This is a genomic window from Yersinia sp. 1252 StPb PI, assembly GCF_048593885.1.
GTDB classification, from domain to species: domain Bacteria; phylum Pseudomonadota; class Gammaproteobacteria; order Enterobacterales; family Enterobacteriaceae; genus Yersinia; species Yersinia enterocolitica_E.
The window spans coordinates 17291-29875 of the sequence record NZ_JAZGQE010000042.1; the positions used below are offsets into that span (position 1 = coordinate 17291).

Genomic DNA, 12585 nt, shown 5'->3' on the forward strand with positions numbered 1-12585 from the left:
TATAGAGTCGTCACAAACAATAACGATATCCAATATAGAGGCAAAAGTTATGCGTATTCGCCATCGGCTATGTCGGTTTCGCAAGAATAAGCATTTGCGGCATCAACGTTTTCGCTCCCGTATCTTTCATCGGGACAGTGCTGCTACATCAGAAATGAAGAAACCGTTTGTGGTGGTGCTTACCGGTGCGGGGATTTCTGCTGAGTCAGGTATCCGTACTTTCCGTGCCGCAGATGGCCTATGGGAAGAGCATCAGGTGGAAGATGTTGCAACGCCGGAAGGGTATCGTCGCGACCCTGAGTTAGTTCAAGCTTTTTATAATGCTCGTCGCCGTCAATTGCAGCAGCCAGAAATTGCACCCAATGCGGCGCATCAGGCGCTGGCAGATTTGGAAGCGGTGCTGGGTGATAACTTTGTTCTGATTACCCAGAATATTGATAATTTGCATGAAAGGGCAGGCAGTAAGCGTGTTATCCATATGCACGGTGAATTGCTGAAGGTGCGTTGCACGCAGTCTGGCCAGGTATTAGATTGGCCGGGAGATCTCTCGGCTGACGAGCGTTGTCATTGCTGCCAGTTCCCATCCCCTTTGCGACCTCATATTGTGTGGTTTGGTGAAATGCCGATGGGGATGGATGATATCTATCAGGCGCTGGCTGAGGCTGATTTCTTTATCTCGATAGGAACTTCAGGCCACGTCTATCCAGCGGCTGGGTTTGTCCATGAGTCACGTTTGCACGGTGCTCATACCGTTGAATTGAATCTGGAACCCAGTCAGGTAGAAAGCCAGTTTGATGAAAAACATTATGGTTTGGCCAGTAAAGTAGTACCTGAATATGTGCGTGAGTTTTTGACTACCCGGGGCGAGAATCGTCAGGGTGATAGCAGTAATTAGCCAAAATGGCGTATAAATAAACGATAGTCCCTGCGGGTTGATGAATAAATCACCCTGCGGGGTTTTAGCATCCCACCTTATTATTCTGGCTTAAGTTTGCCTAAAGCTGACTTGACGCAATATTTGATCACGATCACTTCCCCATAATGATATTCACTATTATGAGGGTGGGAACCATGGACAAATTACTCGACCGCTTTTTCAACTATGTCTCTTTTGATACACAAGCAAAAGCCAATGTAAAATCCGTGCCGAGCACTGAGGGGCAGCACAAGCTTGCGCTGGCATTACAGCATGAGTTGCAGGCGCTGGGGTTTTCTCAGGTTACCTTGAGTGATCACAGTTGTGTAATGGCAACATTACCTGCAAATGTCTCTTGGCCGGTCCCCACTATTGGTTTTATTGCACATCTCGATACGTCACCTGATTTTTCGGGCAAAAATGTTAATCCACAGATTGTAGAAAGTTACCGTGGTGGGGATATTGCCTTGGGGATAGGCGACGAGGTGTTGTCACCAGTCATGTTTCCGGTATTACACCAGCTACTCGGCCACACATTAATTACCACTGATGGTAAAACCTTGCTGGGGGCCGATGATAAAGCCGGTATTGCCGAAATTATTACTGCAATGGTGCGGTTAAAGCACAGTAATGTGCCTCACGGCGATATCCGCATTGCATTCACTCCCGATGAAGAGGTTGGCAAAGGTGCACGCTTCTTTAATGTGGACGAGTTTGATGCCCAGTGGGCTTATACCGTTGATGGTGGTGGTGTTGGCGAGTTAGAGTTTGAAAACTTTAATGCGGCGTCAGTAACGATCAAGATTGTCGGTAATAATGTCCACCCAGGCAGTGCCAAAGGGGTAATGGTAAATGCGTTATCACTGGCGACCCGTTTCCATCAGGAACTTCCTGCGAATGAAACTCCTGAATGTACAGATGGTTACGAGGGTTTTTATCATCTGCAAAGTATTAAAGGCACTGTCGAGCGGGCAGAAATGCACTATATAGTACGTGATTTCAACCGTGATGGTTTTGAAGCCCGTAAGAAGAATATGGTGGATATTGCTAAGCGGGTTGGTAAAGGTTTGCATCGTGACTGCTACATCGAAATCGTTATGGATGACAGTTATTACAATATGCGTGAACATATAATCAAGCACCCGCATATCATCGAGTTAGCACAGCAGGCGATGCGTGATTGCGATATCGCGCCCGTCATGAAGCCAATACGGGGAGGCACTGATGGCGCGCAGTTATCTTTCCTCGGATTACCTTGTCCCAATATCTTTACTGGTGGCTATAATTATCATGGTAAACATGAATTTATTACGCTGGAAGGGATGGAGAAGGCGGTTGCAGTAATCATGCGGATTTCTGAACTAACCGCAGCACGAGCTAAAGCGTCATAAATTGCCTGCTACCTGCTTAACAGCCTATAACAAACGCCCCGTAAATGGGGCGTTTTGTATCATATATCACAGAGATTAGTCGTTGAAATACCAATAACCGCTATTAACCAGTTCCGCCAGCAGTGCCAGGAACGCCGGGTCTTCCAATGCATTACCAAGTTGTTGAGCATCCACACTGAAATGTTGACACAAAGCATTGGCAGCACTCATATGCGGCGTATCAATCAGTTCACCGTTAACAAAGCAGCTATCACCAATACGTAAAGCGCGCAGGCCACTAAGGCGGCGTAATGCCTCACCTTGTTGTAGCAAATCATAGATCTCACTGGCCTGATAAGGTGGTTCAGGTGGTGCAACATCCAGCTCATGACGTGATTGAGAAGTAAACTCACCAAACCAGTTTTGGAAATGCTCGGGTTGCTGGAGTAAATCCAACATCATTGCCCGCAGCTTATCGACTTCATGTGGCAAAATATCTGCTGGCTGGTCACGCAGTTGCAAATCAGGATCACTGTAACGGTAGCTCCCCAATTCACGCGAAAGGATATAATCGGCAAAGCCACTGACTAATTCACGGCCATTTGGCGCGCGGAAACCTACTGAATAATTCAATGCATTTTCAAGTGCATAGCCTTCATGGGGGAAACCCGGTGGAATGTAGAGAATATCGCCCGGCTCCATTTCCTCATCAATGATGGCATCAAAGGGAGCGACTTGTAGCAAGTCAGGGTGTGGGCAATGCTGCTTCATTTCAGTTTTTTCACCCACTCGCCAGCGGCGGCGGCCAGTCCCCTGAATGATAAAGACATCATATTGATCAAAGTGTGGGCCAACACCGCCACCGGGTACGGAGAAGGAGATCATCAAATCATCCATACGCCAGTCAGATAGTTGGCGGAAGGGGCGCATTAATGCAGCGGCAGGCTCATGCCAATGGTCAACAGCTTGAACCAGCAGCGACCAGTTGGTTTCACCTAAGTGATCAAAACTCTCAAACGGGCCGTGACTCACTTGCCAACGACCATCTTCATGGCTTACCAAGCGGCTGTCGACTTCATTTTCCATAGCTAGCCCAGCAAGTTCATCCGGCGAGAGCGGGTCTATAAAGTTTTTAAAACCGCGTTTGAGGATAACGGGGCGTTTCTGCCAGTAACGTTGCAGAAAGTCAGGCCAATCGAGACAGAGTTGGTAATCCATGTTTATTCCAGAATAGGAGGGAATTTGCTTGTGATTATAACGGAAGCCAGCCTTTAGTATCAGGGGCTGGCAGGCAAATTTTGTTAATCATCGTGATAATCATGTTGCTGGCCAAAAGTCACCATCATTTTGGCTCCACCCAGGGGGCTTTCAGTGATGGAAATCTCACCTTGATACTGTTCAATAATTTCGGCGGCCACGGATAGCCCCAGCCCTTGTCCAGGGCGCAAAGTATCAACTCGCTGGCCGCGCTGGAAAATCAGCAACCGCTTACTTTCAGGAATACCCGGTCCATCATCATCTACCACAATAGTTAGCTGTTTTTCAGAGTGTAGGGCGGTAATTTCAACGAATTCAAGACAATACTTGCAAGCGTTATCCAGTACGTTGCCCATCACTTCCATAAAGTCATTTTTATCACCAAGGAAGGTGACTTCAGGTGAGATATCCAGCGTCAGTACTACGCCTTTACGCTGATAGACTTTATTCAGTGCACTGCACAAGCTGTCTAACAGCGCCGGTACTGAGTGGATTTCCCGGACCAGTACATTATGTTCGGAACGCATACTGGCGCGGTGCAGGTAATAGCCAATTTGCTGAGAGATACGGCTTATCTGCTCTAGCATGATAGGTTCGACCTCTTCGATGGTCGTCTGCTTGCCGGTACGTAAAGAACGCAGGGTGGTCTGTAATACCGCCAGTGGGGTCTTAAGGCTGTGGGTGAGATCCGACAAGGTTGTGCGATACTTGGTATAACGTTGACGCTCATTGGTGAGCAGAATATTGAGGTTTCGAACTAAGCTCTGCAATTCACGCGGTGGATTTTCATCCAGTTGTTCGCGTTCACCTTTTTCCAACTGACTGATCTGACTGACCAGTGCTTTAATTGGCCGCAGGCTCCAGTAGGCCGCCAGCCACAGTAAGGGAACCACTAACAGCAAATTAGCCAGTAACACATAGCTAAACCAGTTCCACACCAAGTCAGAACGTTGTAACTCCTGCGGGATAGTATCTACGACCACAATGGTGAGCTGTGGTAAGCGTGAGGTAGCAGGATAAGTATTGACGGAGATGGAGTGCGTTAGGGCGCTGTTATCAGTATCGTCATATTTTTTGAGCTGGTCTTGGGCTTTGGGGTTATCACCCAACATCATGCTACTGATGTGTGTCCCGGTATCCAGCTCGTAGAAGCCGGGTTTTTGTAGCCAACTTTTTTCGATATGAGACTCAAGCTCGGGCACATGGCGCTGACGCCACAAAATATTGCCGTCTTTGTCATAAATCAGCACCAATGTTGGGATGTTCAGTTCAAGTTCAGGGGGAACCGAAATACTCAGTTTATTATCATGCCACTGAGCCAAACTGAAAAATAAGTTACTTTCACCACGATGGGCGCTGAAGGTATTTTTATCAAAGCTGACAATGTACCCAACCACGGCAACCATGCCATAAGATAACGACAGCGCTAAAATGACACCTGCTGTCGCCATAAGAAAACGCGCACGAAGAGAGAACGGTTTGCTATTTTTCCTGAACATAGTGTCTAGCTGGCGTCAAAACGGTATCCCTGACCTCGGATGGTCGTAATCACTTCGCCTTCATGTTCTGCCAGTAGCTTTTTACGCAAACGGCCCATTAATACATCGATGGTGTGGCTCTCACGTAGTTCTGCATCAGGATAGAGTTGCAGCATGAGCGTATCTTTGCTGACCACTTTACCGGCATTACGAATAAGGGTCTCGATGATAGTGTATTCAAAGGCTGTCAGTTTAATCTGTTGCTGATTGACACACAACTCTCGGCGCGAGAGGTCAATCTGAAACGGAGGGAATTCAATTACCTGAGATGCTAAACCAATATTGCGGCGCATCAACGCCTGCATCCGTGCGATGACTTCTTCGAGATGAAAGGGCTTAGTCACGTAATCGTCGGCACCTGCTTCCAGCACGGCGACTTTATCTTGCCAGCTTTCCCGTGCCGTGAGCACCAGAATAGGTAAGTTTGTTTGATGACTGCGCCAGCGACGAATAAGACTTAAGCCATCTTCCCCGGGAAGGCCGAGATCAATAATCGCGATATCCGGGGCATGCTCTTGCAAGAAATAGTCTGCTTCTTTAGCATCTTCCGCCGCATCAACCTGATGGCCCATTTCACGCATTTGCACCGTAAGATGGTGACGCAATAAAGCATTATCTTCCACAACCAGAACCCGCATACCACATTCCTCGATAAGACTTAACCGGGTAACTCAATATTACCCGGTAAGTAAACAATTAAAACCAACGACTTAGAAGTTATAACGTAAACCTGCTTGCATTGCTTGATCACTCACTTTCCAGTTATGGTAGGTGTAACCTACTTCCGCTGCAAGGCTCTGTGTTAAGGCGTAGCTCGTCGTAATTCGCGCTTCATGGAATGCCCGGTGGTCATAATTTGCCAGGCGATAAGCAACATCCATACCGATACTTTGCGTGAGTTTGCTCTTAATACCTATTTCACCGGTAGCGCTATTGTAGGTATTGGTTTTTTTACCGTCTTTGCTGGCATCAAATACCATCGCATGGCGGCTGCCACCCACTAAGCTATAAAAATCGATATTAGGTGAAAAAGCAAAGTGGTACCCCAAGCCGAGCACTGCTTGTGCAAGGCCGCGATCGTTATTGGCAATACTGTTCAGGCGGGCATCAATAAAAAGATCATTATCAAATCCATAGCCACCATTCAGATAAATGCCGCCCATCTCGCGATTACCAGTCTGGCTATACTTTTTTTGGTCAAACTGTTTATCAAAACGGGCATTATTGCTGATGGCACCATATTGCAGGCCACCTGCAACATAAGTGTAATCACCCGCTATTGCGGCTGTACAGGTGCCCATCAGGGCGAGAGATAATAAGGTTTGCTTCAACATATAATAATAGCTCCTGCAATTGTAACGTCCTTTTGGCATCGCGGGTATTATCGATGATAACGGCTAAACCGTTGCTAAACAGGGGAGAGTACGCGGGAAAATAAGAGAAATCAGGGGGATAATACAGGTGGCATAGGGCTACCACCTGTATTAGGGATTAAAAAATTACTTTAATTCATCGACCATAGTGGCTGCCCGGCCAATATAATTAGCGGGCGTCATTGCTTTCAACCGGGTTTTTTCTTCTTCCGGTAAGGCAAGGCCATCGATAAATGCCTGCATGCCTGCGGCATCTACCCGCTTGCCACGGGTGAGTTCTTTTAGTTTTTCATACGGTTTTTCAATGCCATAACGGCGCATTACGGTTTGGATCGGCTCAGCCAGAACTTCCCAGTTGTGATCAAGCTCATCCAGTAGGTGCGCTTCGTTGACTTCCAACTTGCTAATGCCTTTCATTGTCGCCTGATAGGCTATCAACGCATAGCCTAAACCAACACCCAAATTACGGAGCACTGTGGAGTCAGTCAGGTCGCGCTGCCAGCGGGAAACCGGTAATTTACTGGCCAGATGTCCGAGCACTGCATTGGACATGCCCAAATTGCCTTCGGAGTTTTCGAAATCAATGGGGTTTACTTTATGGGGCATGGTGCTTGAACCGATTTCACCGGCGATAGTTTTTTGTTTGAAATGATTTAGGGCAACGTAGCCCCAAATATCACGGTCAAAATCGATCAGGATAGTATTGAAACGGGCAACACAATCAAACAGTTCGGCAATGTAGTCATGAGGTTCAATTTGCGTGGTGTATGGGTTCCAGTTGATCCCCAGCGACGTGACAAAACTTTCGCTGAACTGATGCCAGTCCACTTCAGGATAAGCAACGATGTGAGCATTATAGTTACCTACTGCACCGTTGATTTTACCCAGAATTTCCACTTGTGACAGTTGACGGAACTGGCGCTCCATACGGTAAGCAACGTTAGCCAGTTCTTTCCCGATAGTTGAAGGTGTGGCTGGCTGACCATGGGTACGGGACAGCAGTGGCAAATCACGGTACTGGTGGGCCAGCGCTTTAATTGAATCAATAATCTGCCGCCACATTGGCAATACCACATCCTGACGGGCGGTTTGCAACATTAAGGCGTGGGATAAGTTATTGATATCCTCTGAAGTACAAGCAAAGTGAATAAATTCTGACACTGCGTGCAATGCCGGAACACTCGCTACTTTTTCTTTCAGGAAATACTCAACAGCTTTCACATCATGATTGGTCGTGCGCTCAATGGTTTTGATGCGCTGTGCATCTTGTTCGTTGAACTGTTGCACGATCTTATCAAGGTAAGCGTTTGCGTCGGCATCAAAAGCCGGAACTTCTTTGATCTCTGCGCAGGCGGCCAGTTTTTGCAGCCAACGTACTTCGACCTGCACGCGGAATTTCAGCAAACCGAATTCGCTAAAGATTGGGCGCAGTGCGCTGACTTTGTCGCCGTAGCGACCATCAATAGGTGAAACGGCGGTCAGTGAGGATAATTCCATCGGTGGCAACTCCAATTACTTTGGTATGGTTCAATTATGAGCAAGAATACTCTGTGCCTGTTTAAAAAGACGATTTCGCGAAAACATTAACTGCAAGCGGCTTCCACCGACTTGTTGCCAAAGCACGGCTGAGCGAATTCCCGCCAGCAGGGCGGCACGAACTTTTGCCTGCACCAGCGTGCTTTGTAAAATAGCGGGTGAACCGGTAACCTGAATGCGTGGGCCGAGAGGGCTGATGACATCAGTATAAATGGATGCCAGTGAACTCATCATTGTTTCTGATTCAAGATCGAAATGTGCCAGTTGGCGATCAAGCTGATTGATTCGGTCACCCAATGTATTCATGGCAGGCTTATTGCCATTGAGCTTGCGTTCTAACACCATTAAGCTGAGGGTATAGCGGGTCAATTCTGCTGCTGGCCCCTGACGATTGGCATTTAAGACCGTTTGCAGCGTCTCCAATCCCATTTTCAGCGATTGCTCATTACCGCCGTACACCGCAAGTGTTGACGGTGGGTCGGTCTGTAGTAGCCCGCCCAAGATGGTGTTCAATGCCTCATTATCGCACTGGCCTTCATGAGCCAGTTGCTGAACCAAGCGAGCGGACTGGCAGATCCCTGCCAGTGCCAGCGTAATGTCATAATAATTCTTCGCCACGGTCACTCCTGTAAACGTTCTGGTTCATTGCTGGGCTGATTTAGTTTGTTACTACGTCAGTCAGTGGATAACGCTCTTCAATGATACCGCCGCCAAGGCAGACTTCACCTTGATAGAATACAGCGGACTGACCCGGTGTTACTGCGGCAACCGGGCTATCGAATCTGACCTCGATACGCTCATCATCCAGCGGGGTGACGGTGCAGGGAATATCCTGCTGACGGTAGCGTGTTTTCACCACACACTGAAAAGCGGCGGTTATCGGTTGACGGTCAACCCAATGCAACTGTTGGGCTATCAGGCCGACTGACATTAACCGTGGATGCTCATGTCCTTGCGCCACGAGCAAGATGTTATTGGCGACATCTTTATCTACCACATACCATGGGTCATCACCGCCATCTTTGGTGCCACCGATACCCAGCCCTTTACGTTGCCCCAAGGTGTGATACATCAACCCCTGATGCTCGCCCATATGCTGACCGTCAACAGTCATGATAGGGCCGGGTTGTGCGGGCAGATAACGCCCCAAGAAATCACGGAATTTGCGCTCACCGATAAAGCAGATGCCGGTGGAGTCTTTTTTCTTGGCGGTGACCAGATCAAGTTGCTCGGCGATACGGCGCACTTCGGGTTTTTCCAGTTCGCCGACCGGGAACAGGCTTTGGGCCAGTTGGTCGTGGCTTAATGTATAGAGGAAGTAACTTTGATCTTTATTGCCATCCAGACCACGTAGTAAACGGCTTTTGCCATCGACATCCTGGCGGCGAACATAGTGGCCAGTGGCAATATAGTCAGCCCCTAAGTCTTCGGCGGCAAACTCAAGGAAAGCTTTAAATTTGATCTCTTTATTACACAGAATATCAGGGTTAGGTGTGCGCCCGGCTTTATATTCTTCCAGGAACAATTCGAACACGTTATCCCAATATTCTGCGGCAAAATTGACGGTGTGCAACTCCATGCCCAGTTTGTCGCATACTGCTTGCGCATCGGCCAAATCGGTCGCTGCTGAGCAATACTCTTCGCCATCATCCTCTTCCCAATTCTTCATGAATAAACCGGCAACTTGGTAACCCTGTTGCTGAAGCAGGTAGGCGGAAACGGAAGAGTCGACACCGCCGGACATACCGACGATTACTTTTTTCTGGCTATTATCTGACATGGGAGTCTCACTAACGTAAATACCTAAGCTTCTGATAGAGACCAAGGCGGATAGCACTATCCGAACACTTTATCGCCACGGGCAAGGCATTATAAAAACAAGCGCCGGATTTTATCACGTTGACCGCTTGGCTGCATTCTAGATTCGCGCTCTCGACGAAATTACCTGAGTAAATCAACGCTACCTTTTATAAAGGCCAGTTAAAAGAACCAACCAGATCAAGGGAATAACGTTCGGGTTGTTGGTAACAGCGGATACTCTCGGCCACTAATGGTGAACGTAAATTGGCTGATTGCAGTATTTCATCAGCAAAGAGCCACCGACAGCAATCAATATCACTATCATGAGGATGGGTGGGTAAGGGGGCCAGCAGTTCAATAACGAAAGCGAAGCGCAAAAATGGGGTCTTGTCCGGGGCTATCCATTGATGCATTCGCAGAAACGATTGCGGTGTGGCGCGAATTCCGGTCTCTTCCCACAACTCTCTCTCTGCGGCTTGCAACAGAGTTTCATCGGCTTCCAAATGTCCAGCCGGTTGATTCCATAGTTTTTTGCCATTAATCATCTCTTCGACAACTAAGAATTTCCCTTGAGCGTGCACAACACAAGCGACAGTTACATGGGGCTTAAACATGGTTAATCTCCTTCCATTCGCCGGGCTGTAGGTCGGCAAGGCTTAAATTTCCTACACTAAACCGTATCAGACGCAGGGTAGGGAAGCCAATATGGGCCGTCATTCTGCGCACTTGCCGATTACGACCTTCGTAAAGTGTGATCTGTAGCCAGCAGGTGGGACTATTTTTGCGCTCTCTGATCGGGGGCACCCGCGGCCATAGCCAGTCAGGTTCATTAACCAACTCAGCCCCTGCGGGTAAGGTAGGGCCATCTTTTAAGGTGACACCACGGCGTAATTGGCCGAGAGCATCATCGCCAGGTATTCCTTCTACTTGTACAAAATAGATTTTACCTGTTTTCTCGCCTGGTTGGGTGAGTTTGGCTTGCAACTTGCCATCATTGGTTAATACCAGTAAACCTTCACTGTCACGATCGAGTCTGCCTGCGGCATAAACGTCGTTAAAGGGGATAAATTCCTTCAATGTGCTACGGCCAGACTCATCGGTAAATTGTGGCAAGACATCGAAAGGTTTGTTGAATAACAGCACTCTCCTTGGGCCGACAGGCTTTACCCGTTTGGCCGGTGTCTTGGTGCTGAATCGGTTAACTTTGTGATTTTTAACAGAGAATTTATTCATGTTTATTGCGATTCCGAATGATTAGCGCATTATACCTCAATCCGTTTCGGATTGGCGTGGAACGAATATTCAAGTAGTATTGACACGAATCTTACAAGGCATTAACAAAATTGCGCTGAAGGAGAAGGTTGATGGAAAGCAAAGTAGTTGTTCCGGCAGAAGGTAAGAAAATTACTGTCGATGCTCAGGGTAAACTGGTTGTTCCGCATAATCCGATCATTCCATTTATTGAAGGTGATGGTATCGGCGTTGATGTGACCCCTGCCATGATCCACGTGGTAGATGCCGCGGTTAAGAAAGCCTATAAAGGTGAGCGTAAAATCTCCTGGATGGAAATCTACACCGGTGAGAAGTCAACGTATGTTTATGGCAAAGATGTTTGGTTGCCAGAAGAAACATTGGATCTGATTCGTGAGTACCGCGTGGCGATTAAAGGCCCATTGACTACCCCGGTCGGTGGCGGTATTCGTTCGTTGAACGTTGCTTTGCGCCAACAACTTGATCTGTATGTGTGCCTGCGTCCGGTGCGTTATTACGAAGGGACCCCAAGCCCGGTAAAACACCCTGAATTGACCAATATGGTGATTTTCCGCGAAAATGCTGAAGATATCTATGCTGGAATCGAATGGAAAGCCGGTTCACCAGAAGCTGAAAAAGTGATTAAGTTCCTGCGTGAAGAGATGGGTGTGAAGAAAATCCGTTTCCCTGAACAATGCGGTATTGGTATCAAACCTTGTTCAGAAGAAGGGACTAAGCGCTTGGTTCGTGCGGCAATTGAGTATGCAATTACCAACGATCGTGAATCAGTAACTCTGGTTCATAAAGGCAACATTATGAAATTCACCGAAGGTGCCTTTAAAGACTGGGGTTACCAGTTAGCACGTGAGGAATTTGGTGGTGAGCTGATCGATGGCGGTCCTTGGGTTAAAATCAAGAACCCGAATAATGGCAAAGAGATCATTATCAAAGATGTGATTGCTGATGCCTTCCTGCAACAAATTCTGCTGCGTCCTGCTGAATATGATGTTATCGCCTGTATGAACCTGAATGGTGATTACATCTCTGACGCCTTGGCTGCTCAGGTTGGCGGTATCGGTATTGCTCCGGGAGCCAACATTGGTGATGATTGTGCTTTGTTTGAGGCCACTCACGGCACTGCACCAAAATATGCTGGTCAGGATAAAGTGAACCCAGGCTCAATCATTCTGTCCGCAGAAATGATGCTACGTCATATGGGTTGGTTCGAAGCGGCTGATTTGATTATCAAAGGCACCGAAGGCGCAATTCAGGCCAAGACCGTGACTTATGATTTCGAACGTCTGATGGATGGCGCTAAACTGCGCAAATGTAGCGAGTTTGGTCAAGACATCATCGACAACATGTAAATTGTTGAGCAGAACAAAGCCTCGCGGGAGTTTAAGCTGCCGTGAGGCTTTTTTTATCCCAAGAAGGGACGAAGTTGGTTGCTTAAATATCTATTAGTACAGATTTATCTCTTATTTGTTATTAAATTGTTACTCACCGCTCAAGCTGTTCTTGCGGTAGGAATATATGAAGAAAAT

The 12585-nt window shown here is 47.6% G+C and carries 12 protein-coding genes; 3 read left to right on the forward strand and 9 right to left on the reverse strand.

The genetic code is table 11. The features are described from left to right. The first annotated feature begins 49 nt into the window (after positions 1–49). On the forward strand, positions 50–895 hold the full coding sequence (gene cobB, locus V2A85_RS08795; RefSeq protein WP_372559252.1) for a Sir2 family NAD+-dependent deacetylase: 846 nt from the start codon (positions 50–52) through the stop codon (positions 893–895). Between the two features lie 176 nt (positions 896–1071). Then, complete coding sequence (pepT, locus tag V2A85_RS08800) at positions 1072–2307, forward strand: peptidase T (RefSeq protein WP_372559251.1); 1236 nt, start codon at positions 1072–1074, stop codon at positions 2305–2307. 75 nt (positions 2308–2382) lie between these two features. Here pepT and V2A85_RS08805 read toward each other — a convergent pair whose 3' ends face one another. From V2A85_RS08805 to rluE, 9 genes are all read right to left on the reverse strand, one after another. Then, positions 2383–3504, reverse strand: a complete 1122-nt coding sequence (locus V2A85_RS08805) for a JmjC domain-containing protein (protein ID WP_372559250.1) — start codon at positions 3502–3504, stop codon at positions 2383–2385. An 83-nt stretch (positions 3505–3587) separates the two neighbouring features. Further along, the gene (gene phoQ, locus V2A85_RS08810; RefSeq protein WP_372559249.1) at positions 3588–5042 is read right to left on the reverse strand and encodes a two-component system sensor histidine kinase PhoQ; all 1455 of its coding nucleotides are present in this window, start codon (positions 5040–5042) and stop codon (positions 3588–3590) included. Between the two features lie 5 nt (positions 5043–5047). Then, on the reverse strand, positions 5048–5719 hold the full coding sequence (phoP, locus tag V2A85_RS08815; protein ID WP_042569971.1) for a two-component system response regulator PhoP: 672 nt from the start codon (positions 5717–5719) through the stop codon (positions 5048–5050). Between the two features lie 72 nt (positions 5720–5791). Further along, the gene (locus V2A85_RS08820) at positions 5792–6415 is read right to left on the reverse strand and encodes a YPO1635 family putative outer membrane beta-barrel protein (protein ID WP_372559248.1); all 624 of its coding nucleotides are present in this window, start codon (positions 6413–6415) and stop codon (positions 5792–5794) included. A gap of 165 nt (positions 6416–6580) precedes the next feature. Then, positions 6581–7951, reverse strand: coding sequence for an adenylosuccinate lyase (gene purB / locus V2A85_RS08825; RefSeq protein ID WP_372559247.1), 1371 nt, complete (start codon positions 7949–7951; stop codon positions 6581–6583). Between the two features lie 30 nt (positions 7952–7981). Beyond that, positions 7982–8608: a high frequency lysogenization protein HflD gene (hflD, locus tag V2A85_RS08830; protein WP_083158551.1), complete on the reverse strand. Its 627-nt coding sequence runs from the start codon at positions 8606–8608 to the stop codon at positions 7982–7984. Positions 8609–8648: 40 nt separating this feature from the next. Beyond that, a complete protein-coding gene (mnmA, locus tag V2A85_RS08835; protein WP_372559246.1) occupies positions 8649–9770 on the reverse strand; it encodes a tRNA 2-thiouridine(34) synthase MnmA in 1122 nt (373 codons plus the stop codon). Between the two features lie 187 nt (positions 9771–9957). Beyond that, complete coding sequence (locus V2A85_RS08840) at positions 9958–10404, reverse strand: NUDIX hydrolase (RefSeq protein WP_420071268.1); 447 nt, start codon at positions 10402–10404, stop codon at positions 9958–9960. Continuing rightward, positions 10397–11023: a 23S rRNA pseudouridine(2457) synthase RluE gene (gene rluE / locus V2A85_RS08845; protein ID WP_420071269.1), complete on the reverse strand. Its 627-nt coding sequence runs from the start codon at positions 11021–11023 to the stop codon at positions 10397–10399. Before rluE ends, V2A85_RS08840 begins: the two co-directional genes overlap by 8 nt. Positions 11024–11154: 131 nt before the next feature. Between rluE and icd the strand changes: the two genes are divergently transcribed. Next, positions 11155–12408, forward strand: coding sequence for an NADP-dependent isocitrate dehydrogenase (gene icd, locus V2A85_RS08850; protein ID WP_420071270.1), 1254 nt, complete (start codon positions 11155–11157; stop codon positions 12406–12408). Positions 12409–12585: the final 177 nt, after the last annotated feature.

Coding starts and splice junctions, on each gene's coding strand:
- cobB (WP_372559252.1), top strand. CDS start 50: ATGCGTATTCGCCATCGGCTATGTCGGTTTCGCAAGAATAAGCATTTG.
- pepT (WP_372559251.1), top strand. CDS start 1,072: ATGGACAAATTACTCGACCGCTTTTTCAACTATGTCTCTTTTGATACA.
- V2A85_RS08805 (WP_372559250.1), bottom strand. CDS start 3,504: ATGGATTACCAACTCTGTCTCGATTGGCCTGACTTTCTGCAACGTTAC.
- phoQ (WP_372559249.1), bottom strand. CDS start 5,042: ATGTTCAGGAAAAATAGCAAACCGTTCTCTCTTCGTGCGCGTTTTCTT.
- phoP (WP_042569971.1), bottom strand. CDS start 5,719: ATGCGGGTTCTGGTTGTGGAAGATAATGCTTTATTGCGTCACCATCTT.
- V2A85_RS08820 (WP_372559248.1), bottom strand. CDS start 6,415: ATGTTGAAGCAAACCTTATTATCTCTCGCCCTGATGGGCACCTGTACA.
- purB (WP_372559247.1), bottom strand. CDS start 7,951: ATGGAATTATCCTCACTGACCGCCGTTTCACCTATTGATGGTCGCTAC.
- mnmA (WP_372559246.1), bottom strand. CDS start 9,770: ATGTCAGATAATAGCCAGAAAAAAGTAATCGTCGGTATGTCCGGCGGT.
- V2A85_RS08840 (WP_420071268.1), bottom strand. CDS start 10,404: ATGTTTAAGCCCCATGTAACTGTCGCTTGTGTTGTGCACGCTCAAGGG.
- rluE (WP_420071269.1), bottom strand. CDS start 11,023: ATGAATAAATTCTCTGTTAAAAATCACAAAGTTAACCGATTCAGCACC.
- icd (WP_420071270.1), top strand. CDS start 11,155: ATGGAAAGCAAAGTAGTTGTTCCGGCAGAAGGTAAGAAAATTACTGTC.